The sequence below is a fragment of the Amycolatopsis albispora genome, from assembly GCF_003312875.1.
Taxonomy (GTDB): domain Bacteria; phylum Actinomycetota; class Actinomycetes; order Mycobacteriales; family Pseudonocardiaceae; genus Amycolatopsis; species Amycolatopsis albispora.
In genome coordinates this window covers 2575158-2600454 of record NZ_CP015163.1, presented here as the reverse complement: position 1 = coordinate 2600454, position 25297 = coordinate 2575158, and the positions used below count along the sequence as shown (strand labels likewise).

The following is a 25297-nucleotide window of genomic DNA, read 5'->3' as shown; positions in this document are numbered from 1 at the left end:
TCAGATGACCGAGGAATCGGAGGTGACGCCCGTGCCCGCTGGAGAGGAATCCGAGTTCGCACTCGAGCTCAGCCAGAACAAGTACCTGTCGCCATCGGACCGGGCCATGCACGCGATCCTCACCGTGCGCGCGGTCGGTGCCCGGCCGCCTGCCGAAGCCGCCGAGGTGCTGCTGGTGGACTGCTCGGCGTCGATGGACTGGCCGCCGACCAAGATCGCCGCCGCGCGCCAGGCCACCGCGGTCGCCATCGACACCCTGCGCGACGGCGTGCACTTCGGCGTGGTGCGCGGGACCGGTCACGCGGAACTGGTCTACCCGGAGCGCGGGCTGGTGCGCGCGAACGACGAAACCCGGGCCGCGGCGAAGGCGAAGGCACGCGGCCTGATCGCGGGCGGTGGCACCGCGATGAGCACCTGGCTCAGCCTGGCGGCGAGCCTGTTCGAGCCGTATCCCGAGGCGGTGCGGCACGCGATCCTGCTCACCGACGGCAAGAACGAGTCGGAGCCGCCCGAACGGCTGGGACCGGCGCTGGCCGCGTGCACCGGCCGGTTCGACTGCGACGCGCGCGGCATCGGGGACGACTGGCAGCCCCATGAGCTGGAGCGGATCTGCGGGGCGCTGCACGGGCGGGCGGACGCGGTGCTGGCCGAAGCCGACCTGGCCGCGGACTTCCGGCGGTTGATCGAGTCGGCGATGGGCCGGGTGATCCCGGATCTGCGGCTGCGCATCCGCACCATGCCGTTCACCGCGCTGCGCTTCGCCAAGCAGGTCTATCCGTCCAAAGTGGACCTGACCGGCCAGGTGCGGCCGGTCGGCGAGCGCGTGGCCGAGCTGCCGACCGGCGGCTGGGCGGTCGAACACCGCGAGTACCACTTGTGTTTCGACGTGCACACCGGCACGCTGCCTGCCGCCGAGGACATCCAGCTCGCCAGGGTCGAGCCGGTCGGCGCCGCGGCGAGCTGCACCGTGCTCGGGCACGTCACCGAGGACCTCACGCTGTCCAGCCGGGTGGACGAGCGGGTCAGCAGGCACACCGAGCAGGCCGAGCTGCGCGGGCTGATCCAGGACGGCTGGCGGTCCTACGACGGCGGTGCGCTCACCGAGGCGGTCGGCCGGTGGGGTGAGGCGCTGCGGCTGGCGGTCCGGCTCGGCGACGAGAACCTGGTGACGCGGCTGGGACGGCTGATCGAAGAACGGCCGGACGGCGGAGTCCGGCTCAAGGACGGGCTCCGGCCGCGTGACGTCAAGTCCGCCGTGGTCGGTTCCGGCCTGTCGATGGATTCGGCCGTGCCGCGTCCGGCGCCCCAGGGAGACCCGGAGAACGGGCAGCCGGTGCGGTGCCGCGAATGCGACCGGCTCCTGCGGCCGGGCGCCAAGGTGTGCGGGCAGTGCCGCACCCCGGTGGAGGCGAGATGAGCACGCTGCGCCGGTTGCGGCGGCTGCGGGTCTGGCTGCTCGCCGCCACCGCGGTGGTCACGCTCGCCGCGCTGGCCACCTTCGCCGGTATCCAGTCCACTGTGGCCGGTGTGCGGGCCGGGACGGCACCCGCCGTGCTGGAGGTGGTGGCCGCGCAGGACGCGCTGGTCGAGGCGGACAACGCGGTGGTGATCAGCTTCCACACCGGGCAGGCGGCGCTGATCGGGCCGGGGGAGCGGCACCAGAGCGAGCTGGTCACCGCGCGCCAGAGCCTGGCCCAGGTCGCCGAGCACAACGCGGCGGGCGCCGAGGGCAGCCGCGCGCTGCAGGTGGTGGAAGGGCTGCTGGCCGGGTACGCGAACTTCGTCGAACAGGCCGACGCGCACTACCGGCAGCCGGAAACCCGCATGCTCGGCGCCGCCGACCTCTGGTACGCCTCACGCCTGATGCACGCGCCGGACAACGGCATCCTGGTCCGGCTCGGCGCGCTCGCCGACCTGCAGCACACGGCCCTGCGCGAGCAGCTCTCCGGCGGCTGGCTGGCCCCGGCGGTGGCCGCGCTGTGGCTGCTGCCCGCGCTGGCGCTGCTCGGGCTGCTCGGGTACGCCCAGTTCGAGCTGCGCAGGCGGTTCCGGCGGCGGTGGAACTTCTGGCTGGCCGGGGCCACCGCGGTGCTGCTCGGGTTGATCGTCACCACCTCGTTCGGTTTCGGCTCGGCTTCGGGGGCCAAGGACGCGGGCAGCACGGTGGACATGGCGGTGGCGGAATGGCGGTCCGGGGCGGTGGCCGAGGCCGCGGCCGCGCGGCCGGAGCTGGTGTCGCTGCTCCGGGACCACTGCGGGCCGGACTGCGGCGGCGTGGTGGACGAGCTGGCCGCCACCATTCCCGACGGGGGCGCGGCACCGGCCGCGACCGCCGGTGACCCGGCCGACGACGGCCGCCGCGTCACTCAGGAGCTGGCGGCGGCCGATCTGCCCGCCTTCACCGAGTACCTGATCGCGGGCCTCGGCCTGGCGATCGCCGGACTGGTGGTGGCCGGGTTCCGCCGCCGCATCGACGAATACCGGTTCAGGTCCACATGAGACGATCACTGGTCGCGCTGTCCGGCGTGCTGCTGCTCGGGTTGAGCGCCTGCACGGCCGGGGCCACCGGCGCCCCGGTGCTCACCGTGCTCGCTTCGTGGGAAGGCGCCGAAGAGCAGGCCTTCCGCGCGGTGCTCGACGAGTTCGAGACCGAAAGCGGGATCGAGGTCGACTACCGCGGCACCCGGTCGGTCAGCCAGGTGCTGCGGTCGGACGTGCAGAAGGGCCGCCCGCCGGACATCGCGGTGCTGCCGAACCCCGGCGAGCTGGCGCGGTACGTCGACAGCGGTGACCTCCGCCCGCTCGGCACCGAGGTGCTCGGCGAACGCCCCGGCCCGCAGTGGCAGCCCCTGCAACGGCTCGGCACCGAGGCCGACTACGCGGTGGTGGTGAAGGCCGATCTCAAGAGCCTGATCTGGTACCGCCGCGGCTCGCTGCCCGGCGCGCCCCCGCGCACCTGGGCCGAGCTGGCCGCGCTGAGCGGGGACCTGAGCGCGCGCGGGCAGGCGCCGTGGTGCCTCGGCATGGAGTCGCAGAGCACCTCGGGCTGGCCGGGCACCGACTGGATCGAGGACATCCTGCTGCGCCGGTCCGGGCCGCAGGTCTACCAGCGGTGGGCGGCGGGTGAGCTGCCGTGGACCTCGCCGGAGGTGCGCCGGGCCTGGGAGGACTGGGGGCAGCTGGTGGCGCGGCCGGGTGCGGTGCGCGGCGGCACGCACGGCGCGCTGCTACTGGGTTTCGGCGACGCGGCGAAGCCCATGTTCACCACCCCGCCGGGATGCGTGCTCGACCATTTCGCCTCGTCCAGGATCAGCGGCTACCAGGGCTACGAGCTGCCCGGCAGGCCCAAGCCGGGGATCGCGGAGTTCGACTTCTTCCCGTTCCCGGTGGTCGACGGCGCCGCCGAGCCGTCGGCCGAACCGGCCGGGGTGTCGGCGGACCTGGCCGGGATGTTCGCCGACACGCCCGAGGCCCGCGAGCTGATGCGGTACCTGGCTTCGGAACGCGGGCAGGCGGTGTGGCCGTCCCGGGAGGCGGGCGGCACCTTCTCGATCAATCCGAACCTGCTCGACCAGGGCGTCTACCGGGATCCGCTGAGCGAGCGGGTGGCCAGGCGGCTGACTTCGGGGCCGTGGTGCTTCGACGCGTCGGACATGATGCCCGCGACGATGAGCGACGCCTTCCACCGCGCCGTGCTCGACTACCTGGGTGATCCCGGCGACCTGGAGCGGCTGCTCGAAGTGCTCGAACGGGTCCGCGCCGGGATTCCCGCGGACGAACGCCTCAACCTGCCTTGCGGCCGAGAGGAGAACGGAAAGTGACGGAGTTCGTGCGGTTCCCGCTCGACGGTGGTGGCTCGGTGCTGGTCGAAGTGGAGGTGCCGCACGCGGTCGAGCGTGCCTCGCGGTCGAAGAACATGCTTCGCGAGGCGGGTGTCTCCTTCGAACGCGCGCTGGAGGAGGTGCGGGGTGCGGCGGCCGCCGCGCTGGAGAAGTTCCGCGCGATGGGCCCGGACGAGGTGGAGCTGAAGTTCGGCGTGAAGCTGGACGCGCAGGCGGGCGCGGTGATCGCGAAAACCGGGCTGCAGGGCCAGTTCGAGGTCAAGCTGAAGTGGCTGCGCGACCCCGCTGCCGCCGTGCCGCAGGAGGAGACGGTGGAAGACGCGCCCGCCAAGTCAGCCGATGGGCAGGGAGAGTAGGCGGAAGCTCAGCCCTTTGCCGTGCGTGTCCAGTGCGAGCGAGGTGGTGACACCGCCGTCGAGCGCCTGGCGGCAGCGGAACTGCAGCGCGCACAGGTTCGGCAGCACGTACCGGACGACCTCGCCGCGCAGCTGCCCGGCCAGGTGCGCGCGCACGCGTTCGGCGGTCACCTCGCGGACGAGCAGCGGGAAGTCCTCGTCGCGGTAGGGGAACAGCGACAGGATCGAGGTGTCACCCTTGTCGCCCGCCCGGCAGTGCGCGATGTCGTGCAGGATCATCGCACCGGCCCGAAGGTGGTGACCGCCGGTTCGGCGATTTCGCGGTCGGCGAGTACGGACACGATGCCGATGACCTCCGTGGTGCTGGTGCGGACGCCGCCGCCACCGGCGGGTCCGTTGGTGTACAGGGCTTCCACCTCGTGGCAGACCGCTTCGGCGGCGTCGCGGTCACGGGTCAGCGCGGCCACCCGCAGCCGGCTTTCGTGGTCCGAAGTGGACAGCTGGATCCGGGGCGGGGCCGGCAGCCGCTTGGTGACGATCTCCCCGGCGAGCGCGGCGCGTTCCCGGGAATTGGGCCCCTCATAGGAAATCTCGGCCTCCGCGCGGAACCCGGCGCGGTAGCCGACGCTCACCTTCAGCCGCGGCGGCCGGGCGCGCCCGATCGCACCCCGCACGGCGACCCGGTCGGGCCCGGTCTCGCGAACGGTGACTTCACGCAGGTCCAGCTCCACGTCCGGGGTCAGGTACGCGGTGGGATCGGTGATCTCGTACAGCAACTGCTCCCGCACGGTCGCCCGCGTGACCAGGCCGCCGGTGCCGTCCGGCTTGCCGAACACGGCCGCGCCGTCGGCGGTCACGTCGGCGAACGGGAAGCCGAGTTCGGCGAGGCCGGGCACTTCCTTCCGCCCGGGATCGGCGAAGTAGCCGCCGGTGAGCTGCCCGGCGCATTCGAGCAGGTGGCCGATCAGCGTGCCCGCGGCCGCCCGCGGCGGATCGGCCAGGTCCCAGCCGAGCCGGTCGGCGAGCGGGGCGAGGAACAGCGAGGGGTCGGCGACGCGGCCGGTGAGCACCACGTCCGCGCCGAGCGCGGGCATGATCGCGTCCGCGCCGAGATAGGCGTTGGCGGAGACCAGCTCGCCGTGTTCCTCCAGCGGGACACCGTCTTCGAGCGCCGGGGTGCGGGGGTCGATCCGGTCGAGCACGTCGTCCCCGGTGACCACCGCGACGCCGCGGTCGAGGCCGAGCTCATCCAGCAGCGCCGCGGTCGCGCGCCCGGCGGCGAGCGGATTGGCCGCGCCCATGTTGCTGAGCACCCGCACCCCGTGCTCGGCGGCCAGCGGCAGCAGCCGCCGGAAGCGCGCGAGCAGCCGCGGGTCGTACCCGGCGGCGGGATCGGTGAGCCGGCGTTGCTGGCCCAGCGCGATCGTGCGCTCGGCGAGGCATTCCAGCACCAGGTCGGCCAGCCCGGCGTGGCGCACCAGCACCTCGGCCGGTTCGAAGCGGTCGCCCGCAAAGCCCGCGCCACTGCCGATTCGTGTCGTTCGCATGTGTTTCGTGCCTTTTCAGCCGGAGATGGCGCCGGTGAGCAGGGCGACCGCGGTCATCACCAGCGTGGTGCCGAACGCCCACTTGAAGATGAACCGCTGGTGCGCGCCGAGATCGACGCCCGCCATGCCGACCAGGATGAAGGTGGACGCGGTCAGCGGGCTCAGCGGGAACCCGGTGGTCATCTGGCCCAGCAGCGCCGCCCTGGCCACCTCGTTCGGGTCACCGCCCAGCGCCGCGCTGGTTTCGGCCAGCACCGGCATCACGCCGAAGTAGTAGGCATCCGGGGTGAACACCAGGCTCAGCGGCATGCCGGTGAGCGCGGTGAGCGGCGGCAGCGCGCCCGCCGCCCAGTCCGGGATGACGCCGACCAGCGCGCGGGCCATCGCGTCGATCATGCCGGTGCCCGAGAGCACCCCGGTGAACACCCCGGCGGCGAAGATCATCGTGGTCACCAGCACCACGTTGTGCCCGTGCTTCTCGAACAGCTCCTGCTGCTGCGGCCACTTCGGCCGGTTCACCAGCAGCGCGAGCACGAAGGCGATGACGAACAGGATCTCCAGCTTGGCCAGCTGCGCGAGCAGGGCGGCGACCAGCGCGAGCGTGAGCACCACGTTGAGCCAGAAGCGAATCCGCTCGGCACGCGTGCGTTCGGGCAGCGCCTCGGCGGCCGGTTCGAGCGTGATCACGCCGAGGCGCTTGCGCTCGGCCCGGCCGATCAGGTACGCGGCGACGAGCACCCACAGCACCCCGCCGATCATCGCGGGCAGCAGCGGCAGGAACAGCTCACCGCTGCCCGCGTCCATCGCCGCCATCGCCCGCGCGGTCGGCCCGCCCCACGGCACCAGGTTCATCACGCCCGCGCCGAGGCAGACCACCCCGGCCAGCACCAGCGGCCGCATGCCGAGCCTGCGGTAGAGCGGCAGCATCGCCGAAACCGTGATCAGGAAGGTGGACGCGCCGTCGCCGTCGAGCGCCACCAGCAGGGTGAGCACCGCGGTGCCGACGGTGATCTTGAGCGGGTCGCCCTTGGCCCAGCGCAGGATCCTGGCCACCGCCGGGTCGAACAACCCGGCCTCGATCATCAGGCAGAAGTAGAGCACCGCGAAGGTGATCATGATGGCCACCGGGGCGACCGTGGTCAGCCCCTTGCCGATCAGCTCGCCGAGCCGGGGCGCCGCGCCGACGGCGAGCCCGGCCAGGATGGGGATCACGGTGAGCGCCAGCAGCACCGACACGCGGCGCGAGAGCACACCGGCCAGGAAGACCGCGATGGTCAGGAATCCCGCCAGGGCAAGCATGTGTTTCGGCCTTTCACCCGGTCACCGTTGACGCCACGACTGTGAGCCAAGCCGCTATCGAGGTCAAGCAAGGAATTCGCATAGAATGATGCACCATGCGCATGGATCTGACGGTTCCCCAGCTGCGTGCCGTGGTCGAGGTGGCCGACGCCGGTGGCTTCACCAGCGCCGCGCAACGCCTGCACCTGGCGCAGTCCTCGCTGAGCCGGGCGATCGGCGAGGTGGAGCGGCGGGTCGGTGTCGCCCTGTTCGAACGCACCACGCGGCGGCTCGAACTGACCCCGGAAGGCGCCGAGTTCGTCCGGATCGCCCGCGGCGTGCTGGCTTCCTTCGACGCCGGGATGCGCCACTTCGCCGGGTTCCTGGAGGGCGCCAGCGGGCACGTGCGGGTGGCCACGCTGCCCTCGCTCGCGGCGATCCTGCTGCCGCCGGTGGTCGCGGCCTACCGGCGTGCGCACCCGGCGGTGGAGATGTCCATCGAGGACGCTTTGTCGGGTGAGGTGCTCGACCGGGTCCGCGCGGGCGAGGTGGACCTGGCGGTGACGGTGGTGACCGAGCCGCTGCCGGACCTCGAAGTGCGGGAGCTGGCGGCCGACCGGTTCTGCTGCGTCTACCCGCCCGGCCACGAACCGGTGCGTGACTGGGCTTCGCTGGCGGGGGAGCCGTTCATCGCCTTCGGCACCGCGTCGAGCATCCGGAGCCTGGCCGACCGCGCGCTCGATTCCGCTTCGGTGGTCACCGGGCGCCGGATCGAGGCCAGGAACATCGCGGCCGTGGCCGGGCTGGTGGCCGCCGGGCTGGGTGTCTCGGCGGTGCCGGGACTGGTGCTGCCGCTGGTTTCCTTCGCCGGGCTGGAACATTCGCCGCTGGCCGGGCCCTCGGTGGACCGCACCATCGCCGTGGTGCGCGATCCGGCGCGGCCTCTCGCTCCCGCGGTACGCGCCTTTGTGGACGCCCTGTTCACCGAACGACCGCAGCTGCCGCCCGAAGCGCACTGGCTACAAGGGTGATGTCGCGAACACGCCGGACTTTTCCCGCGTCCGTTGGTGAACTGTCCGCATGCCCGCGGTTTTCTGCATAACACTCGGAATCTTCTCCATCGTCACCACCGAAATCCTGCCGATCGGCCTGCTCACCGCGATAGCGCGCGAATTCGGGATCTCGGACGGCACGGCCGGGCTGACGATGACCTTGCCCGGCCTGCTCGCCGCGCTCGCCGCCCCGGTGGTGACCACCGCGACCGGGCGGATCGACCGGCGGACCATGCTGTGTGCGTTGGTTTTGCTGCTCGCCTTCGCCGACTTCCTGGCCGCCGTCGCGCCGGTCTACCCGGTCCTGCTGGCGTCCAGGGTGCTGGTCGGGCTGGTGATCGGCGCGTTCTGGTCGATCGGTGCCGGGCTCGCGCCGCGGCTGGTCGCGCCGGAGCGGGCAGGCGTGGCCAAGGCGGTGATCTTCTCGGCGGTGCCGCTCGGCTCGGTGCTCGGCGTGCCCGCCGGTACGTTCCTCGGTGAACTGGCGGGCTGGCGCACGGCCTTTGTGGTGCTGGGCGTGTTCACCACCGTGTTGTGGCTCGCCATGCTCGCCTGTGTTCCCGCGCTGCCCGCACGCGAGGTGACCAGCGCCGCCGTGCTCACCGGGCTGCTGCGGCGGCGGAGTGTCCGAACCGGACTGCTGGTGACCTTCCTGGTGGTGCTGGCCCACTTCGGCACCTACACCTACGTGACCCCGTTCCTGTTCGGCGTCACCCGGCTGGATCCCGGATCGGTCACCGTTTTCCTGCTGGTGTACGGGCTCGCGGGCGTCGGCGGGAACTTCCTCGCCGGGTCCACTGTGGACAGGCGACCGCGCCGGACGCTGGCGGTGGCCGCCGCCGGGCTCGCCGCGGCGACGGCGCTGCTCCCGGTGCTCGGCGGGAACCCGGTGGGCGCGCTGGTGTTGTTGATCGTGTGGGGCCTGGCCTACGGCGCCGTGCCGGTGTGCTCGCAGACCTGGTTCGCCCAGGCCGCTCCAGAGGCACCCGAGGCCGCGACCGTGGTGTTCACCGCGTCCTTCCAGGCGACCATTGCCGCCGGCGCCTGGCTCGGCGGGCTGGTCGTGGACGCTTCGTCACCGTCGGTGGTGCTCGTGCTCGGCGGAGTTGTCGCGGGCGTGGTGGTCTCGCTGATGCTCCGGCGACCGGTGAACCGGCCGGGCGTGACCCCGAGATGACGCTTGAAGTGCCTGCTCAGGTGCGCCTGGTCGTGGAAACCGGCGGCGGTGGCCACCTCGGCGGGGCGCTGCCCGGCCAGCAGCAGCCGCCGCGCCAGGTCCACCCGGCGCCCGGTCAGGTACAGGTGCGGCGGCAGGCCGAAGGCCCTGGTGAAGGTGCGGACGAGGTGGGCGGGGTGCGCGTGCAGCACCGCGGACGCGTCGCGCAGGGTGAGCCCGTCCACGGTGTGCTCGTCGAGCAGGTCCCGCAGGTCACCGGCCAGCCGGGGGACCGGCACGGGCGGCTGCCCGCGCCGCCGCCGCAGGTGGCTGCGCAGCCGTTCGGCGACCAGCGCCAGCCTGCTCTCGGCTTCCAGTTCGTCACGCCGCACCAGGGTCAGGTGCAGCTGGTGGACGCGGTACCGCAGCGCCGGATCGGACAACGTGGGCCGGTCCACCGCGGCCCCGGCCAGCTCGGCGCCGAGCACCGAGGTGTCCACGTAGAGCACCCGCTTGCGGAAGCCGCCTTCGGTGGCCGAGCGCCCGTCGTGCGGCACGTGCGGCGGCAGCACCGTCACCGACGGCGTGCCGATGCCGTGGTGGTGCAGGTCCAGGTCGAACCGGACGGCACCGTCGTCCACGATCAGCACGGTCCACGCGTCGTGGGTGTGCGGCGGGTAGGCGTGGTCGGTGAACCGCGCGTGGAAGACCTCGGCGACCCCGGGCACGCCCGGTTTCCAGGCCCGGATCATGTCAAGAACATACAAGACCGGGTCGCCGCGGGGAGCGCATGCTGAAGGCCCAGTCAGCGTCTTTGGAGGAGCACCCCCGTGACCGCCCGGTTCGACACGAAGATCGCCATCCTGCTGCGCGACGACCTGGAGTCGTGGCAGCGGCTCAACGTCACCGCCTTCCTGAGCAGCGCGGTCGCCGGGGCCGAGCCAGCCCTGATCGGTGAGCCCTACGCCGACGCCGACGGCACCGAGTACCTGGCGATGTTCCGCCAGCCGGTGCTGGTCTTCACCGGGAACGCGGACCTGCTGACCACCGCGCACGGCCGCGCGCTGTCCCGCGGGCTCAAGCTCGCGGTGTTCACCGAAGAGCTGTTCGGCACCGGCAACGACGAGGACAACCGGGCGGCGGTGCGGGCGGTGCCCGCCGAGAAGCTGAACCTGGTCGGCATCGCGCTGCACGGCCCCAAGAACGCGGTGGACAAGGTGCTCAAGGGCGCGAGCCTGCATCCGTGAGGAAGTCCAGCACCAGCGGGCTCGCGATGTCGCGGAACTCCTCGAAGTAGGCGTGCCGGGCGCCGGGGATCAGGTGCAGCCGGGCGTCCGGGATGCGCTCGGCGAGCAGGGGAGCGTTGGCGGTGGGGTTGAACACGTCGTCGGTGCCGTGCACCACGAGCGTGGGCGCGGTGATCGCGGGCAGGGCGTCCCAGCTGTTGTGCTGGGCGCTGGCGAGCAGGTGCGCGCGGCGGGCGTGCGGTGGCATGGCCGGGTCGCCGAGCGTGCGGTACGGGCCGGGGTGCGTGGCGAGCCAGCCCGGCGTGTACATCAGCTCCAGCAGCGCCCGCCGGGCCGCGGCGCCGTCCCGCTGGCCGAGGGCGCGCTTGACCTCGCGGTCGCGTTCGAGGCCGTGGGGCAGGCCGGGCGAGGTGCAGCCGAGCACCAGCCGGTGCACCCGGCCGGGGTGGTCGGCGGCCAGCCACTGCGCCACGCGGCCACCCATCGAGGTGCCGTACACGTCGGCGCGCTCGACGCCGAGATCGTCCAAAATGGCCACCACGTCGGCCGCGAAACCCCTGGTGCTGTAGGAGTCGTCGGCCGGCTTGCCGCTCCGGCCGACCCCGCGGTGGTCGTAGACGACGGTGCGGAAGTACGGCTCGAAGTCCGCGCGGACGCTGTCCCACCAGTGGTGGTTGTTGGCCTGACCGGCCAGCAGGACCAGCACGCGGTCGCCATGGCCGTGCAGCTCGTAGTACAGCTCCACGCCGTCCGGCGCCAGCACGATGGGCATGCCGATGATCCTAGTGGTCACCATCGGAAGACCTGGATCCGCCGATACCCGCGGAGGACTTCCGATGGCAACCACTTGGTCGCCCGGCCGGGCCGGTCGTCCCGGCCCGGCCCGGCCCGGCCGCGCGGGGGTGTCACTCCTGGCAGGTTCTGCCCCGGTTGACGCAGTTCACCAGGCGCCACATGATGCGCTGCGACATCACGTTCGCGAAGTCGTCGTGGTCGCTCAGCGGGTTGTGCGCCTCCTCCGGGAACGAGTCCACCGCGTACCGCCCGGCGAGCTGCACCTCACGCGGGATGTCGTAGGTCAGCGTGATCCGCAGCTGCGGCACCGCGCGGAAACCCCGCCCGCACCGGCCGTTCTGGTCCGGGAAGACGATGTGGTCGCGGTGGTTGGCCGAATCGATGTTCCGGCCGTCCCAGCAGCTCGGGAAGTCGTGCAGCCGCACCACCTTGCTGCCCTCGGGGCAGATCGGGTACTTGTTCATCAGCACCCTGTCTTCGAACCCGCTGCACGTCCACGAATCCCGCGCGTTCTTCGGGCCGTTCGTGCTCACCTTCGCGTCACCGTAGAGGATCCGCAGGAAACGCGGCATCGCGGTGACCCGGGTGACCGGGCTGCCGCGGAAGGTCAGGTCCACCTTCGCCGGGCGCTGGATCTCGCCCTCGTTGCCCTCCAGCTCGTTGTTGTCGTTCTCCTCCGGCTGCGGCCGGGCCGCTTCCTGCGCGGTGCCTTCGGCCTGCGCGGCGTCGCTGTTCTCGTCACCGTTGGCCACACCGGGATTGCCCTGGTCCTTGATCCCGCACTGCGCGAGGTCGGGCAGCCCGGCCCCGATCGCGTCGCTCATGCGGTCGATGGCGGCGGCTCGCTCACCCTTCAGCGGTTCGAGCACGGCGGCCGGGTCCTCACCGGCCTGCACCTTCTGCTCGGCGGCGTCGAGCTGGCTGTCGAGTGCGCCCAGTTCGGCGTCGACCTCGTCCTGCGCGGGCTCCGGGACCTCTTCGGGCAGCTGGCTGGCCACGTCCGGGCAGTCCACCCGCGGCTGCGCCTTGGCCTGCTGGTCGGCCGCCTGTGCTTGCTTCCGCTGTGCTTTCTGTTCCGCCGCGGGCGGATTTTCCGCGGGCTCTTCTTCTTCGCTGATGCGCAGCACGGGCCAGAAATAGGTGGACTTGTCGCCGTTTTTGCACGTGGTCCCCGCGCGCGCCAGGCTGCGGTTGCTGGAATCGGCGTTGGTGGACAGGTTGCCCACGTAGTCGTGCAGGTGCTGGGCGCCGTTGCGGACCCCCGGCTGGGCGATGAAGTTGTCCGGGTTGAAGTGCCCGTTCTCGTTCCGTCCACAGTCGACCGTGAACGTACCTTTGCTCGCTTTGCGCTGCGGTGCGGGAATCCGCACGTTCGGCGGCACGGTGAGGATGTCGGCGAACAGCGACCTGTCGGCGCCGTCCGCGCTCGCCGGTGCGGGGTCACCGGCGGTCGCGCTGACCGTCACCACGCCGACCGCGATCACCAGCCCGAGCGCGCCGGTGGTCAGTTTCGCGCGCCGGGAAATGCGATGTCTACCCATGGATTACCTCATCGGGGTCAGAACTTCGTCGGGGCGGGGGCCGCGTCGCCGGAAATTGTTTCCGGCCGGGGAAGACGCGGCTTCGAACGCAATTACGTCCGGCCGCCGGCGGGTGTTCAGCTCGCGGATGAGGTTGCGCCGTCCGGCGCAGCGGAACTGGCCCTAACGGCCCATGGTGAAGAACTCGGGGTTCGGGCGCAGCGCGGTCAGGTGCGCGAGCCGGTTCGACATGGCGAACAGCGCGGTGATGGCGCCGACGTCCCAGATCTCGTCCTCGGTGAGCCCGGCCGCCCGCGCCGCCGCGAGTTCGGGCTCGCCGAAGCGCGCCGAATCGCGGGCCAGCGCGAGCGCCAGGTCGATGATGGCGCGCCCGCGCTCGTCCAGTTCGACCTGCCACGGGTTGCTGGACACCCGGTCGGCCAGCTCGGGGTCCTTCGCGCGGATGCGCAGGATCGCGCCGTGTGCCACCACGCAGTAGGTGCAGTGGTTGGCGCCGGAGGTGGCGACCACGACGAGTTCGCGTTCGGCCTTGCTGAGCCCGTCCGAGCGGTCCATCAGCGCGTCGTGGTAGTCGAGGAAAGCCCGCAGCTCGGCGGGGCGGTGGCCCAGCGCGCGGAAGATGTTCGGCACAAAACCGGACTTTTCGGCGATCGCGCCGACGCGGTCACGCAGGTCCTCGGGCAGTTCCGCCGGTTCCACCACGGGAAAGCGGCTCACGTCATCGCTCATGGCCCCACTCTAGGAGGTCCAGCACCACCGCCGCGGTCCAGCTGAAGTCGTGCGCGCCGTGGCCGCTGCGGGTCAGCGGGTCGACGTACTCGCGGAACCCGGCGTCGTCGGCGGCGCTGAGCAGGCCCGCGCGCACGGTCCCGGCGAGTTCGTCCTCACCGTGCAGCCGGAGCCCGTGCCAGAGCAGCCAGCCGATGTTGAACCAGGCCGGGCCACGCCAGTACCGGGCGGGCTCGAACCGCCCGTCGGTCAGGTCGAAGCTGGGCGGCAGGCCGAGCTCACCGAGCCGGAACCGCGGCCCCAGCATGGTCTTGACCAGCGCGTCGGCCACCGGCAGGCCGGGCACCACCAGCGGCACCAGCCCGCCGACGCTGCCCAGGCGCAACACCTGTCCACTGTGGACGTCCCGGGCGTGGAAGCAGCCGTCGCCCTCGTCGAACAGGACGTCCACCAGCGCGGCGGTCAGCCGGGCCAGCTCGGCCAGGTGCGGGGCCGGGTCGTGCCCCAGCTCGGCGGCGATCTCGGCCAGCGCGGCCTCCGACGCCGCCAGCAGCGCGTTGGTCAGCGGATCCTCCACGGCGAACTCGTGCCCGGCCGGATCGTCGGCGTACCCGAGGTCGCGGTAGGTCCGCGCGAGCCGGACGTACCGGCCGTAGTCCAGATCGGTCGGCCGCTCCCCGGCGGCGGCGTGGTCCAGGTCGCGGCGGGTGAACGCGGTGGCGGGCCGGACGCGGCCCAGCGGCTCGTCCCAGGCGGGGCTGTTGTCCATTCCGGACTCCCACGGGTGCACCACGCACACCAGCCCGCGCCCGCCGAAGTCCCGGCGGCCGGTCAGGTACCGGTGCCACGCCACCAGCCGCGGGTACAGCCGCGGCAGGAACCCGCGTTCACGGGCGAGTTCCGGCGCCGCGCGGAAGGTCTCCCACGCGGCCAGCGCGTGCACCGGCGGCTGGATCAGCCCGGAGGTCGCGGGAAAACCAGGGCCGGTCACCGCGGCGGAGGCCCAGAAACCGGGCCCGGGGAAGTAGGCGTCGGCCGGGGTGGCCGCGTCGAACACGATGTGCGGGACCCGCCCGTCCGGCCACTGCGCGCCGAACAGCGACTCCAGTTCCCGCTGCGCGCGCCGCGGGGACAGGTGCCGCAGGCCCAGCGCGATGAACGCGGAGTCCCAGCTCCACTGGTGCGGGTACAGCCCGCCCGAGGGCACGGTGGACTGCCCGTGCCAGTTGTCCAGCAGCACCCGGCTCGCCCGCGCGCGCAGGCCGAGTCTCGCCGGGGTCACGCGGCCCGCCGCAGGAACGCGGGCACCGAGCGCAGCGCCTCGGCGGGTTCCCCGCGCGGACGGCATTCCAGGGTCAGGTACCCCGAGTAGCCGATGGCGGTCAGCGCGCCGAGCACCCCGGGCCAGTCGACGTGCCCGGTGCCCGGCTGGGCGCGGTTCGACTCGCTGGCGTGGACGTGCCCGACGTGGTGCCCGGCCCTGGTCAGCGCGGTGACGGGATCGTCCTCCTCGATGTTCATGTGGTAGGTGTCGGCGGCGATCCGGATCGAGTCCAGCCCGGTTTCCTCGATCAGCTCGGCGGCCTGCGCGAGCCGGTTGACCATGTGGTCCTCGTAGCGGTTGAGCGGTTCGAGGTACAGGTGCACGCCCTCGGTGGCGGCGTGCTCGCCGAGTTCGGTCAGCCCGGCGAGCAGCACTTCGCGATCCTCCGCTTCGCTGCGCGGTGGTTCGAACGGCGGCAGGCGGCGCGAGAACATGCCGTAGGACGCCGGGGTCATCACGCCCTGCCCGCCGAGTTCGGCGACCACCGACAGCTGCGACTTGAGCTGCGCGATCGCGTCCGCCCGCAGTTCCGGGTCGAAGGCGCCGAAGAAGTGGGACATCTCCACGCAGACGGTCGGCATGACCACCCCGGACGCGGCCGCGCGCCGCAGCTCGGGCAGCCGGTCGAGCAGCGCGTAGTCACCCCGGCCGCGCAGTTCGATCGCGTGGTAGCCGGCCGCCAGCGCGAACTCCCACTTCCGCTCCAGCGTCTCTCCTGGCAGCAACTGTTCCTGACAGCCGAATCGGGGCACCACTTCACTCCTGGTCGAAATCGAGCACGATCTGCAGCGCGGCACCGGGATCGGTGTCGAGCAGCCGGTAGGCCTCGCCCGCGTGCGACGGCGGGAGCCGGTGGGTGACCAGCGAAACCGGGTCGAGCGCGCCCCGCGCGCTCAGCCGCAGGAAGGTCTCGTTCAGCCGCGCCTGGTCCCAGCGCCCGGACAGCCGCGCGCTCACCCCGCCGATCTGGGAGCTGACCAGCTCGACGCGGTTGTGGTGGAACTCCTCACCGAGCCGCAGCCCGAGGCCTTCGTCCTGGTAGAACCCGGCGGCGACCACCCGGCCGCCGGTGGTGACCGTGCGGATCGCCTCGTGCAGCGCCGGGTACACCCCGCTCAGCTCGATCGCGACGTCCGCGCCCGCACCGCCGGTGTACTCCCGCACGCCTTCCGCGACCGGCTCACCAGCCGGGTCGAACGCGCGCACGGCCCCGGCCTTGAGCGCCTCCGCGCGCCGGGGCGCGAGCCCGTCCACCGCGATCACCTCGGCTCCGCTCCGCCGTGCCATCTGCGTGGCCAGCAGGCCGATCACGCCCTGGCCGAAGATCGCCACCACCTCGCCGAGGTGCAGGTCCGCGGCCAGGATGGCGTTGAGCGCGACCGCGCCCACCCTGGCGAACGAGGCCGCCAGCGGGTCGAGGCCGTCGGGTACCGGCCGCAGCTTTTCCGCGGGTACCACGGCTTCGCTGCGATGTCCCCAGATGCCCCAGACCTGGTCACCCGCCGCGAATCCGGTGCCCGGCGCGGCTTCGACCACCTCACCGGCTTCCGAGTAACCCCAGCCGGCGACGGGGTACCGCAGTCCGGGCACGTCGGCGTCCGAGGTGAACAACCGCAGCCCGGCGTTCCACCGGCGGGTCAGGTACGGGTTCGTGCCGCGGTAGGCGGTCAGCTCGGTGCCCGCCGAGATGCCGGAGAACCGGGTGCGCACGCGGACCTGGTCCTCGCCGAGCGGCTCGGCCGGGACCTCGGCCAGTTCGACCTGGCGCGGGCCGGTGAACTGGACAACTCGCACGGCGCCGGGCAACGGTCCTCCTGAGGAGCAACTGCGACAAAAACTGCGACGACAACTGACAACTGGGGCTTACGCCCGGGACTATACCTACTTATGTCTTGCCATCAATCATAAGGTCTGTTTCGATGTGGCTCCTGCGGCCAGAAGTGGAGGCACGGAATGCGATGGAGCTTCCGGGCGGTGGCGTTGGTGCTCAGCGTGGTGCTGGGCGGGACGCTGCTCACGGGGTGCGGGACGGCGCCGGGGCAGAGCCCGGCCTTGGTGGTGTGGAGCCTGGAGAACCTGACCGACCGGTTCCAGGCCACGCAGCGGATCGCGGCGCGGTTCACCGAGGCGACCGGCATCCCGGTCGAGCTGGTGGCGGTCGACGAGAACCAGTTCAGCCAGCTGGTGATGTCCTCGGCCGCGGCGGGCAAGCTGCCCGACGTGATCGGCGCGCTGCCGCTGACCGCGACCTGGCAGCTGGCGGGCAACGAGCTGCTCGACACCGCCGCGAGCCAGGAGATCGTGCGGGCGCTCGGCCCGGAGACCTTCTCCCGGCGCGCACTCGAACTCACCAGCGACGGGGGCGGTCAGCTCGCCGTGCCGTCGGACGGCTGGGCGCAGATCCTGGTCTACCGCAAGGATCTTTTCGCCGCCGCCGGGCTCGCCCCGCCGGACACCTACGACCGGATCACCGAGGCCGCGCGCCGGCTCGACCAGGGCGACCGGGCCGGGATCTCGATGGCCACCGCGGCGAACGACGCGGCCACCGGGCAGGCGTTCGAAGGGCTCGCCGTCGGCAACGGCTGCGAACTCGTCGGTGACGACGGCGGCATCGCGCTCGACAGCGGGCCGTGCCGCACGACCTTCGACTTCGTCGGCGACGTCGTGGGGAACCATTCGCCGCCGGGCGCGCAGGACATCGACAGCACCCGCGCCACCTACTTCGCCGGGCGGTCCGCGATGATCGTGTGGTCGTCCTTCCTGCTCGACGAACTCGGCGGCCTGCGTGACGACGCGCTGCCCGCCTGCCCGGAATGCGCCGCCGATCCCGGCTTCCTGGCGCGCAACAGCGGCGTGGTCAGCGCGATCGCCGGACCGGACGGCACCGAGCCGAAGCAGTACGGCGAACTGACCTCGTGGACCGTGCAGGTCGGCGCGAAACGCGAGGAGGCCAAGAAGTTCGTCGAGTTCATGATGGGGGAGCAGGCCTATCCGGAGTGGCTGGCGATGGCGCCGGAAGGCAAGATCCCGGCGCGCCGCGGGACCGCCGCCGAGCCGGAGAAGTTCGCCAGGGCGTGGGAAAACTTCCCGGCCGGGGTGGACACCAAGCGCCCGCTCGCCGAGATCTACCCGCCGGAGACCATCGTCGCGCTGCGGGAGAGCCCGGAACGCTTCGCCCGCTGGGGATTCGAGCAGGGGCAGGGCGTGCTGGTCGGCGCGACCGCCGGGGAGATGCCGGTGCCGAAGGCGGTGGACGCGATGCTCGGCGGCAGCCCGCCGGGTGAGGCCGCCGAAGAGGCCGCGGAGGAGATCCGCTCGATCCAGACCTCCCTGAAGTGACTGGGGTGATGGCGTGAAGAAGGGGAGCCTGCGGCAGCAGGAAAACCGCGCCGGGCTGGCGATGATCTCGCCGACCCTGCTGGTGGTGCTGGCCGTGGTGGTGCTGCCGATGCTGTGGACGCTGGTGCTCGCCTTCCAGCGCATCCGGCTGATCAACGTCCGCGACACCGGCCTGTTCGAGCGGTACACGCTGCAGAACTTCGTCAGCGTGTTCGGCTCGCCCGGGTTCTGGAGTTCGGTGGCGACCACGCTGGTCTACGCGATCGGCGGCACGGTGCTGTCGCTCGCGCTCGGCCTGGTCGCCGCGCTCGCGCTGCGGAAACCCTTCCGCGGCCGGGGTTTCCTGCGCGGGGCGATGCTGCTGCCGTACGTCGCGCCGGTGGTCGCGGTCGCCTTCGTCTGGGAGGTGATGCTCAGCCCGCAGTACGGCATCGTCAACGAATGGGGAGCCCGGCTGTTCGGCTGGGACCGGCCGATCGCCTTCCTCACCCAGCGCGAGGCCACGATTTCCCTGCTGGGCATGGACATCCCGGTCCCGGTCGCGCTGCTCACGGTGATCGTCTTCGAGGGCTGGCGGTACTTCCCGTTCGCCTTCCTGTTCCTGCTCGCGCGGCTGCAGGCGATCCCGGGTGAGCTGGAGGAGGCGGCCAGGGTGGACGGCGCCACGCCGACCCAGCGCTTCCGGCACATCCTGCTGCCGCAGCTGGCCGGGGTGATCGCGTTGCTGGCGATGCTCCGGTTCGTGATGAACTTCACCAAGTTCGACGACGTGTACCTGCTCACCGGCGGTGGCGCGGGCACGGATGTGGCCAGCGTGCGGGTCTACGACTTCATCACCGCGCGCTTCGACGTCGGTGCCGCCTCGGCGCAGGCGCTCGCGCTGGCCGCGGTGCTGCTGGTGTTCCTCGCGGTGTACCTGAAGTTCTTCGCCCCGAAACCGGAGGACAAGGCGTGAACCGGGATACCTTCGAAACCAGGCTGTTCCGCGTCCTGCGGTGGGTGGTGCTCGCCGGGCTCGCGCTGGCCACGCTGTTCCCCTTCTACTACATGATCGTGCTGTCGATCCGGCCGATCGAGGACCTGCTGCGTGATCCGGGCGCGTTGTGGGTGAGCGTTTCGCAGTGGACCACCTCGACCTACGAGGAAGTGCTGTCGCCAGAGGACGCCGGCGGGCAGGGCATGCTCGGGCTGCTGGTCAATTCGGCGCTGGTGTCGCTGGGCACGGTGGTGCTGACGCTGCTGGTGTCCATCCCGGGTTCGTACGCGGTGAGCCGGCTGCGGTTCTTCGGGCACCGGCAGGTCCACTTCCTGTTCCTGGCGGTCTACCTGTTCCCGGCGATCCTGCTCGCGGTCCCGCTGTTCGTCCTGTTCACCAAGCTGGGCCTGCGCGATTCGCTGGTCGGGCTGACCATCGTCTACGTGGCGCAGACCATCCCGGTCTCGATCTACATGCTGCGCAACTACCTGAGCACCATTCCGGAGAGCATCGAGGAAGCCGCCGCGATCGACGGCTGCTCGCGCGGCCAGGTGCTGTGGCGGGTCACCGTGCCGCTGGCCGCTCCGGCGATCATGGCCAACGCACTGTACGTTTTCATGATCGCATGGAACGAGTTCCTGTTCGCCCTGCTGTTCCTGGTGGCCGACCGGGAGAAGTGGACGGTCTCGCTCGGCCTGGCGCAGCTCGCCGGTGGCATCGAGGTGCCGAAGACCGTGCTGATGGCCGGGTCGGTGGTGCTGACCATTCCGATCGTGCTGCTGTTCTACGCGGCGGAACGGATGCTGACCGAAGGGCTCACCAGCGGTGCTGACAAGGGATGACTGCTCGTCCGCCGGCCACCTGCTGTGGCTGGTGCGGACCGGCCGGGCGAGCACGCGCGCCGAACTGCAGGAGCAGACCGGGCTCGCGCGCTCGACGGTGGGCCAGCGCCTCGACGCCCTGCGCGCGGCCGGGTTCCTGCGCACCGGCGGGGTCGGCGGCTCGACCGGCGGGCGGCCGCCGCTGAAGCTGGAGTTCAACGACCGCCACGGTGTCGTGCTGACCGCCGACCTCGGCGCCACGCACGCGCGGCTCGGTGTGTTCGACCTCGCGGGGACGTCGCTGGCCGAGTCGCTGACGCCGCTGCGCATCGCCGACGGCCCGGAGCCGGTGCTGAACTGGGTGGAAGGCGAACTGGACGCGCTGCTGGCACAGGCCGGGTTCACCAGGCCGGAAGTACGGGGCATCGGGGTCAGCGTGCCGGGGCCGGTCGAGTTCGAATCGGGCACCGTGCGGCAGCCGCCGATCATGCCCGGGTGGGACGGTTTCCCCATTTCGCGGCACCTCGGCCGCCGCTTCGGCGTGCCGGTGGTGGTGGACAACGACGCGAACGCGATGGCCTTCGGTGAGCACATGAGCCGGTCGCCGGACTGCCCGTCGCTGGTGCTGGTGAAGGTCGCCACCGGCATCGGCGCGGGGCTGGTGCTCGGCGGCAGGCTGTACCGCGGCATCGACGGCGGGGCGGGCGACCTCGGGCACATCCGGGTGGACGCCTCCTCGACCGCGCGCTGCATGTGCGGGGCGCAGGGCTGCCTCGCCGCGCTGGCCAGCGGCGCGGCGCTCGCCGACCGGCTCACCGCGGCGGGCGTGCCCGCGTCGTCCAGCCGGGAGTTCGTCGAGCACGTCGCGGCCGGTTCCCCCGAAGCGGCCGCGCTGGCGCGTGAGGCCGGGCAGCTGGTGGGGGAGGTGCTGAGCACAGTGGTGTGCCTGGTCAACCCGCAGGTCCTGGTGCTGGCGGGCGACCTGGCCGAGACGCAGTTCGTCACCGGGGTGCGCGAGCTGCTCTACCAGCGCGCGCTGCCGCGGGCCACGCGCAACCTGAAGGTGGTGACCAGCGACCTCGGCGACCGGGCCGGCGTGCTCGGCCTGCGCGCGATGGTGGTCGAGTCGGTGTACTCACCCGAAGCGGTGGACCGCGCGCTCGAAGCTTGATCACTTGCGCGGGGGCGGGCGCACGGAACAGACTCAGCCATGCCCAGTGCCTTCACGCCGGAGACCGCCGACGCCATCGCCCGCGCCCGCCAGCATTCGGTCGGTGACCTGCTGCGCCGCACCGCGCTGCGGTACCCGGACAAGCTCGCCGTGGTCTCCGGGGACCGCCGGGTCAGCTTCGCCGAGTTCGACGCCGCGGTGAACCGGTGCGCGCACACGCTGGCCGCGCGCGGGCTGGTCAAGGGGGACAGGCTGGCGCTGCTGAGCCACAACTGCTGGGAGTTCGCGGTGCTGGTGTTCGCCACCGCGAAGCTGGGCGTGGTGCTCGTCCCGGTGAACTTCATGCTGGGTGCCGAGGAGGTCGCCTACATCCTGCGGCACGCGGGCGTGAGCGGCATGGTCGCCGAGAGCCCGCTGGTCGACACCGCGAACCACGCGCTGGCGCTGGCCGAGATGGACGACGTGCCGCGCGCCCGCATCTCCGGCGGCGCGCGCGACGAGCCGGGCTGGGAGGAGGTCACCGACTGGATCGAGGGGCCCGGTGACGTCAGCGCGCCGGACGTGCTGGTCACCGACGACGACCCGCTGCGCCTGATGTACACCTCCGGCACCGAGTCGCGGCCGAAGGGCGTGATGCTGTCGAGCCGGTCGCTGCTGGCGCAGTACGTCTCGTGCGCGATCGACGGCAACATGAGCGCGGACGACGTCGAGGTGCACTCGCTGCCGCTGTACCACTGCGCGCAGCTGGACTGCTTCTTCTCCGTCGACGTCTACCTCGGTGCGACCAGCGTGATCCTGCCCGGCCCGGACCCGGCGGCGCTGCTCGCCGCGGTCGAGAAGGAGCGCGCCACCAAGTTGTTCGCGCCGCCGACGGTGTGGATTTCCCTGCTGCGGCACGAGAACTTCGACCGCACCGACCTGTCCAGCCTGCGCAAGGGTTACTACGGCGCGTCGCCGATGCCGGTCGAGGTGCTGCGTGAGCTGCGGGAACGGCTGCCGGAGGTGGAGTTCTGGAACTTCTACGGGCAGACCGAGATGGCGCCGCTGGCCACCATCCTGCGCCCGCACGAGCAGCTGCCGAAGGCCGGTTCGGCCGGGCGGCCCTCGATCAACGTGGAGACCGCGATCGTGGACGAGCGGGACAACCCGCTGCCGCCGGGCCAGGTCGGCGAGATCGTGCACCGCAGTCCACACGCGACACTGGGGTACTACGACGACGAGGATAAGACGGCCGCGGCCTTCCGGGGTGGCTGGTTCCACTCCGGTGACCTCGGCGTGCTCGACGAGGACGGTTATCTGTCCGTTGTGGACCGCAAGAAGGACATGATCAAGACCGGTGGCGAGAACGTGGCCAGCCGGGAGGTCGAGGAGGCGGTCTACCTGCTCGACGGGGTGGCCGAGGTGGCGGTGTTCGGGATCAGCCACCCGCACTGGATCGAGGCGGTGACCGCGGTGGTGGTGCCGCGCGAGGGCGTGACGCTGACCGAGGAGCAGGTGCTCACGCACGTCCGCGGGCGCCTGGCGGGCTACAAGTGCCCGAAGTACGTGGTGTTCGCCGACTCGCTGCCGAAGAACCCGAGCGGCAAGATCCTCAAGCGGGAGCTGCGCGAGCGGCACGCCACGCTGGCTCAGGAGTCCTGAGCCGTCAGCTTCTTCGTCTGCTCCCGCAGGATTTCCACGGTTCGCGTGACGTAGTCCGCGATGGCGCGCTGTTCGACTTCCGAGTAGCCGCTGATCAGGTCCTCCATCGCGCTGCCCAGCCCGGCGAACGCGGCGCCGAACACCCGCGCGCCGCCTTCGCTGGTGCTGATCACCACGCGCCGCCGGTCTTCAGGATCGGGCTCGCGGCGCACCAGCCCGGCCCGCTCCAGCCGGTCGACCATGCCGGTGACCGCGCCCGGGGTCAGGCCGATCTCCTTCGCCAGCGCGCCCGCCGACAGCGGGCCGCGCTTCCCGATCAGCGCGTACGCCCGCTGGTCGACCGCGCTCACGCCCAGTCGCGCGCCGATGGCCTCGTGGAAGGCGACCACGGCGGTGCTCAGCTCACGTCCCAGTTCCGCGCCGTTCACGCCGTCACTTTAGCAAGGCGGATATTTCTGTATTGTGAACTAAAATACTTTCGAGGGAGAGAACATGCGTGCGGAACTGGGGCTGGCGTTGCGGGTACCTCGGTGGGCCTGGCGGTTCTACCTGCGGCACCTGCCGCTCGTGGCAGGGTTGTCACTGATCCCGTCTCTGCAGCGGCTGCTGGTGGTCGGCGGGGAGATGCCCGGTGGGCTGGTCGTCGCCTCCGAGGTGCTGGTGGGATTGGTGCGGCTGGGGCTGGTCGCGGTGGTCGCTTGGCTGGCGTTCCGAGGTCAGCGGCCCCGGATGGCGAACGCCTCGGCGTTCTTCCGCGACCACTGGCGGAGCCTGGTGCTCCAGGGGGTGCTGCTGTCGGTGGCGTTCGCGGTGTTCGACGTGGTCGCTGAGCGGGTGGTCGGCGGGCTGCTGCCGGAATCGGCGCGTCAGGGGTACCTGGCGTGGCTGCTGTTCCTGAAGAACCCGACGATCATCGCGCTGACGTTCATCTGGTGGATCGGCCTGGCAAGGCAGGTCCTGTGCACGGAGCCGGAGCGCGTGCCGGCGTCCTGAACGTCGTGGGCGCGAAACTGTCGTACCCCCGGGGCAGCATCGGAGCATGGCGAATTCAGCGGAACTCGAGGCGCTCGAGGCACTGGTCAGCTCGGCCGATGCCCGGCTGGAGGCTGCCGTCAAGTGGGGTCGGCGCACCTTCACCCTCGGCGGCGACTGGCACCACTGGCTCTGCGCTATCGCCGCGCCGAAGAGCGGCGCGCGGCTGGTCTTCCACAAGGGCGTACTGCTCGACGATCCGGCCGGGCTCCTCGCCGGATCGGGTCGCTACGTGCGTGAGATCCGGGCCGGGGTGGCCCTGGACCACCCGGACGAGGTGCGCGCGCTGATCCGATCCGCCATCGACCACCAGACCGACCTACTGGACCAGGGAGGTGATGCGTCAGGCCATTGACAACTGAAAAGTGTGCACGGTGTCGTAGCGGCGTCCGGTCGCGATGCGGATCTCGCCGGTCTTCTGCCCGTAGACCACCGACCACTGGGTGTGTCCCTGCTGCACCTGGGACAACAGGTCCATCGCCTCGCCGGGGCCGAGCCTGCCACCGGCCGCGGTGAGGGCGCGGCTCGCGGTGGCGTAGCGCGGGTCGGCCTGCCTGGTGGCTTCGTCGGTGCCGGTCAGCTCGAAGTTGACCAGCGCCTGCCACGGGCCCTGCTGCCGGTGCACGACCATGGTGCCGTCGACGAACTCGATCACCGCGGCCTGGCCGTGGGCGTCGGCGACCAGGTAGTGCAGTGGCGGGCCCGCGGTGAAGTCGAGGTTGTGCCGGTCGAACACGGCGAGCGCCTCGTCGACGGTGGCTGCCTCGTCCAGTGCCAGGCGCATGATCCGGATGCCGCCCGCCTGGCCGCGACCGGCGTGCCGGGTCGGCTCGGCGCTGGGGGTGGTGGCCATGCCGATGGTCAGGCCCTTCGCGTTCATCCCGTCGTAGGGCAGCAGGGGCGCGTTGAGCAGCGCCCGCCTGCCCGCCTCGGTGGCGAAGTCGACCTCGCGGGTCAAGCCCAGGTTCGACGTGTCGACCAGCGAGACCGACGCGTAGCCGTCGGGCGGTGCGGTGAACAGCAACAGCACCGGCTGCTGCGGGTAGTCGAAGTTGCGCCCGAACAGCGGGTTCGCCGGGTCGCCGTGGGCGGTGAACAGCGAGCAGCCGAACGCCGGCTGCGGCGCGGTCATGCCGGTGTAGCGGTCGTAGCCGCCCTGGAAGGTCATCGTCCAGAGCGGGTGGTCGTCGATCCGGCGCAAGCTGGCCAGCGTGGCGGCGCTGGCCGGGTCAGCCGAGCTGACGGTGCCACCCGTGCCACCCGTGCTGTCTGTGCTGTGTCCGGCCACCGGCGCGGGCGCACCGGGCGCGGGCTGGCACGCGGTCAGCACGGCCAGCAGCACGGCCATCACCAGTGCGGACGCGACGCGGATCACCCGTTCATCCTCACCCGGCCTGCCGCCGCCCGGATACCGCCGATCGGCGGCCCGACCTGCGTGGTCAAGGCCCTA

General features: G+C 71.8%; 25 protein-coding genes and 1 pseudogene. 14 read left to right on the top strand and 12 right to left on the bottom strand.

The window, feature by feature from the left end; all coding sequences use genetic code 11:
- Positions 1 to 4 precede the first annotated feature (4 nt).
- The 4 genes from A4R43_RS12155 to A4R43_RS12140 are packed head-to-tail and all read left to right on the top strand — an operon-like array spanning position 5 to position 4198.
- Positions 5 to 1417 (top strand): VWA domain-containing protein, encoded by a 1413-nt coding sequence (locus A4R43_RS12155; protein ID WP_113692442.1) that lies wholly within the window; start codon positions 5 to 7, stop codon positions 1415 to 1417.
- Positions 1414 to 2499 carry a hypothetical protein gene (locus A4R43_RS12150; RefSeq protein ID WP_162788420.1) on the top strand — a complete coding sequence of 362 codons (1086 nt, stop codon included), beginning with the start codon at positions 1414 to 1416 and terminating at the stop codon, positions 2497 to 2499. Before A4R43_RS12155 ends, A4R43_RS12150 begins: the two co-directional genes overlap by 4 nt.
- Positions 2496 to 3821 carry an ABC transporter substrate-binding protein gene (locus A4R43_RS12145; protein WP_113692440.1) on the top strand — a complete coding sequence of 442 codons (1326 nt, stop codon included), beginning with the start codon at positions 2496 to 2498 and terminating at the stop codon, positions 3819 to 3821. The genes A4R43_RS12150 and A4R43_RS12145 overlap by 4 nt, the downstream gene beginning before the upstream one ends.
- Positions 3818 to 4198 (top strand): CU044_2847 family protein, encoded by a 381-nt coding sequence (locus A4R43_RS12140; RefSeq protein ID WP_113692439.1) that lies wholly within the window; start codon positions 3818 to 3820, stop codon positions 4196 to 4198. Before A4R43_RS12145 ends, A4R43_RS12140 begins: the two co-directional genes overlap by 4 nt.
- Here A4R43_RS12140 and A4R43_RS12135 read toward each other — a convergent pair.
- The 3 genes from A4R43_RS12135 to A4R43_RS12125 are packed head-to-tail and all read right to left on the bottom strand — an operon-like array spanning position 4175 to position 7044.
- Positions 4175 to 4477 (bottom strand): AtuA-related protein, encoded by a 303-nt coding sequence (locus tag A4R43_RS12135; RefSeq protein WP_113692438.1) that lies wholly within the window; start codon positions 4475 to 4477, stop codon positions 4175 to 4177. The genes A4R43_RS12140 and A4R43_RS12135 overlap by 24 nt on opposite strands.
- On the bottom strand, positions 4474 to 5745 hold the full coding sequence (locus A4R43_RS12130) for an acyclic terpene utilization AtuA family protein (RefSeq protein WP_113692437.1): 1272 nt from the start codon (positions 5743 to 5745) through the stop codon (positions 4474 to 4476). Before A4R43_RS12130 ends, A4R43_RS12135 begins: the two co-directional genes overlap by 4 nt.
- 15 nt (positions 5746 to 5760) lie before the next feature.
- Positions 5761 to 7044, bottom strand: a complete 1284-nt coding sequence (locus A4R43_RS12125) for a CitMHS family transporter (protein WP_113692436.1) — start codon at positions 7042 to 7044, stop codon at positions 5761 to 5763.
- A 95-nt stretch (positions 7045 to 7139) separates the two neighbouring features.
- Between A4R43_RS12125 and A4R43_RS12120 the strand changes: the two genes are divergently transcribed.
- Entirely contained in the window at positions 7140 to 8054 is a 915-nt protein-coding gene (locus A4R43_RS12120; RefSeq protein ID WP_113692435.1) for a LysR family transcriptional regulator, read from the top strand.
- A 49-nt stretch (positions 8055 to 8103) separates the two neighbouring features.
- Positions 8104 to 9252, top strand: coding sequence for an MFS transporter (locus tag A4R43_RS43935; protein ID WP_113692434.1), 1149 nt, complete (start codon positions 8104 to 8106; stop codon positions 9250 to 9252).
- Here the strand turns inward: A4R43_RS43935 and A4R43_RS12110 are convergent.
- Positions 9213 to 9983, bottom strand: a pseudogene (locus A4R43_RS12110) (helix-turn-helix transcriptional regulator); the annotation flags it as partial. The gene A4R43_RS43935 and the pseudogene A4R43_RS12110 overlap by 40 nt on opposite strands.
- A 78-nt stretch (positions 9984 to 10061) precedes the next feature.
- Here A4R43_RS12110 and A4R43_RS12105 point away from each other — a divergent pair.
- Entirely contained in the window at positions 10062 to 10478 is a 417-nt protein-coding gene (locus tag A4R43_RS12105; protein ID WP_113692432.1) for a DUF2000 domain-containing protein, read from the top strand.
- Here A4R43_RS12105 and A4R43_RS12100 read toward each other — a convergent pair.
- The 6 genes from A4R43_RS12100 to A4R43_RS12075 form a co-directional block, all read right to left on the bottom strand.
- Positions 10453 to 11250: an alpha/beta fold hydrolase gene (locus tag A4R43_RS12100; protein WP_113697521.1), complete on the bottom strand. Its 798-nt coding sequence runs from the start codon at positions 11248 to 11250 to the stop codon at positions 10453 to 10455. The two genes, A4R43_RS12105 and A4R43_RS12100, sit on opposite strands and share 26 nt — an antisense overlap.
- 133 nt (positions 11251 to 11383) lie before the next feature.
- Positions 11384 to 12814, bottom strand: coding sequence for a DUF1996 domain-containing protein (locus A4R43_RS12095; RefSeq protein WP_162788419.1), 1431 nt, complete (start codon positions 12812 to 12814; stop codon positions 11384 to 11386).
- A gap of 162 nt (positions 12815 to 12976) precedes the next feature.
- Positions 12977 to 13543, bottom strand: a complete 567-nt coding sequence (locus A4R43_RS12090; protein ID WP_113692431.1) for a peroxidase-related enzyme — start codon at positions 13541 to 13543, stop codon at positions 12977 to 12979.
- Entirely contained in the window at positions 13533 to 14825 is a 1293-nt protein-coding gene (locus A4R43_RS12085) for an MGH1-like glycoside hydrolase domain-containing protein (RefSeq protein WP_113692430.1), read from the bottom strand. Before A4R43_RS12085 ends, A4R43_RS12090 begins: the two co-directional genes overlap by 11 nt.
- Positions 14822 to 15619, bottom strand: a complete 798-nt coding sequence (locus A4R43_RS12080; RefSeq protein WP_113697520.1) for a sugar phosphate isomerase/epimerase family protein — start codon at positions 15617 to 15619, stop codon at positions 14822 to 14824. Before A4R43_RS12080 ends, A4R43_RS12085 begins: the two co-directional genes overlap by 4 nt.
- Before the next feature lie 4 nt (positions 15620 to 15623).
- On the bottom strand, positions 15624 to 16673 hold the full coding sequence (locus tag A4R43_RS12075) for a zinc-binding dehydrogenase (RefSeq protein ID WP_205215307.1): 1050 nt from the start codon (positions 16671 to 16673) through the stop codon (positions 15624 to 15626).
- A 147-nt stretch (positions 16674 to 16820) separates the two neighbouring features.
- Between A4R43_RS12075 and A4R43_RS12070 the strand changes: the two genes are divergently transcribed.
- Genes A4R43_RS12070 through A4R43_RS12050 form a run of 5 tightly spaced genes read left to right on the top strand, consistent with a single transcriptional unit; the run spans position 16821 to position 22815 of the window.
- Positions 16821 to 18206, top strand: a complete 1386-nt coding sequence (locus A4R43_RS12070) for an ABC transporter substrate-binding protein (RefSeq protein WP_113692429.1) — start codon at positions 16821 to 16823, stop codon at positions 18204 to 18206.
- A gap of 13 nt (positions 18207 to 18219) precedes the next feature.
- Positions 18220 to 19161 carry a carbohydrate ABC transporter permease gene (locus tag A4R43_RS12065; protein WP_205215306.1) on the top strand — a complete coding sequence of 314 codons (942 nt, stop codon included), beginning with the start codon at positions 18220 to 18222 and terminating at the stop codon, positions 19159 to 19161.
- Positions 19158 to 20024, top strand: coding sequence for a carbohydrate ABC transporter permease (locus tag A4R43_RS12060; protein WP_113692428.1), 867 nt, complete (start codon positions 19158 to 19160; stop codon positions 20022 to 20024). The genes A4R43_RS12065 and A4R43_RS12060 overlap by 4 nt, the downstream gene beginning before the upstream one ends.
- Positions 20008 to 21174 carry an ROK family protein gene (locus A4R43_RS12055; RefSeq protein WP_236808929.1) on the top strand — a complete coding sequence of 389 codons (1167 nt, stop codon included), beginning with the start codon at positions 20008 to 20010 and terminating at the stop codon, positions 21172 to 21174. The genes A4R43_RS12060 and A4R43_RS12055 overlap by 17 nt, the downstream gene beginning before the upstream one ends.
- Before the next feature lie 39 nt (positions 21175 to 21213).
- Complete coding sequence (locus A4R43_RS12050; protein ID WP_113692427.1) at positions 21214 to 22815, top strand: acyl-CoA synthetase; 1602 nt, start codon at positions 21214 to 21216, stop codon at positions 22813 to 22815.
- On the opposite strand, the gene A4R43_RS12045 is transcribed toward A4R43_RS12050, so the two are convergent.
- On the bottom strand, positions 22803 to 23243 hold the full coding sequence (locus A4R43_RS12045; protein WP_113692426.1) for a MarR family winged helix-turn-helix transcriptional regulator: 441 nt from the start codon (positions 23241 to 23243) through the stop codon (positions 22803 to 22805). The two genes, A4R43_RS12050 and A4R43_RS12045, sit on opposite strands and share 13 nt — an antisense overlap.
- Positions 23244 to 23307: 64 nt before the next feature.
- On the opposite strand from A4R43_RS12045, the gene A4R43_RS12040 reads away from it, so the two are divergent.
- Positions 23308 to 23808 (top strand): hypothetical protein, encoded by a 501-nt coding sequence (locus tag A4R43_RS12040; RefSeq protein WP_113692425.1) that lies wholly within the window; start codon positions 23308 to 23310, stop codon positions 23806 to 23808.
- Positions 23809 to 23854: 46 nt separating this feature from the next.
- Positions 23855 to 24202: a DUF1801 domain-containing protein gene (locus A4R43_RS12035; protein WP_113692424.1), complete on the top strand. Its 348-nt coding sequence runs from the start codon at positions 23855 to 23857 to the stop codon at positions 24200 to 24202.
- Here A4R43_RS12035 and A4R43_RS12030 read toward each other — a convergent pair.
- Positions 24191 to 25222 (bottom strand): linear amide C-N hydrolase, encoded by a 1032-nt coding sequence (locus A4R43_RS12030; protein ID WP_205215305.1) that lies wholly within the window; start codon positions 25220 to 25222, stop codon positions 24191 to 24193. The genes A4R43_RS12035 and A4R43_RS12030 overlap by 12 nt on opposite strands.
- Positions 25223 to 25297: the final 75 nt, after the last annotated feature.

Excerpts from the sequence above, each read along its gene's own strand:
- A4R43_RS12095 (WP_162788419.1), bottom strand. The coding sequence starts at position 12,814 with ATGGGTAGACATCGCATTTCCCGGCGCGCGAAACTGACCACCGGCGCG.
- A4R43_RS12100 (WP_113697521.1), bottom strand. The coding sequence starts at position 11,250 with ATGCCCATCGTGCTGGCGCCGGACGGCGTGGAGCTGTACTACGAGCTG.
- A4R43_RS12125 (WP_113692436.1), bottom strand. The coding sequence starts at position 7,044 with ATGCTTGCCCTGGCGGGATTCCTGACCATCGCGGTCTTCCTGGCCGGT.
- A4R43_RS12040 (WP_113692425.1), top strand. The coding sequence starts at position 23,308 with ATGCGTGCGGAACTGGGGCTGGCGTTGCGGGTACCTCGGTGGGCCTGG.
- A4R43_RS12070 (WP_113692429.1), top strand. The coding sequence starts at position 16,821 with ATGCGATGGAGCTTCCGGGCGGTGGCGTTGGTGCTCAGCGTGGTGCTG.
- A4R43_RS12035 (WP_113692424.1), top strand. The coding sequence starts at position 23,855 with ATGGCGAATTCAGCGGAACTCGAGGCGCTCGAGGCACTGGTCAGCTCG.
- A4R43_RS12090 (WP_113692431.1), bottom strand. The coding sequence starts at position 13,543 with ATGAGCGATGACGTGAGCCGCTTTCCCGTGGTGGAACCGGCGGAACTG.
- A4R43_RS12150 (WP_162788420.1), top strand. The coding sequence starts at position 1,414 with ATGAGCACGCTGCGCCGGTTGCGGCGGCTGCGGGTCTGGCTGCTCGCC.
- A4R43_RS12050 (WP_113692427.1), top strand. The coding sequence starts at position 21,214 with ATGCCCAGTGCCTTCACGCCGGAGACCGCCGACGCCATCGCCCGCGCC.
- A4R43_RS43935 (WP_113692434.1), top strand. The coding sequence starts at position 8,104 with ATGCCCGCGGTTTTCTGCATAACACTCGGAATCTTCTCCATCGTCACC.
- A4R43_RS12145 (WP_113692440.1), top strand. The coding sequence starts at position 2,496 with ATGAGACGATCACTGGTCGCGCTGTCCGGCGTGCTGCTGCTCGGGTTG.
- A4R43_RS12155 (WP_113692442.1), top strand. The coding sequence starts at position 5 with ATGACCGAGGAATCGGAGGTGACGCCCGTGCCCGCTGGAGAGGAATCC.
- A4R43_RS12135 (WP_113692438.1), bottom strand. The coding sequence starts at position 4,477 with ATGATCCTGCACGACATCGCGCACTGCCGGGCGGGCGACAAGGGTGAC.
- A4R43_RS12120 (WP_113692435.1), top strand. The coding sequence starts at position 7,140 with ATGCGCATGGATCTGACGGTTCCCCAGCTGCGTGCCGTGGTCGAGGTG.
- A4R43_RS12130 (WP_113692437.1), bottom strand. The coding sequence starts at position 5,745 with ATGCGAACGACACGAATCGGCAGTGGCGCGGGCTTTGCGGGCGACCGC.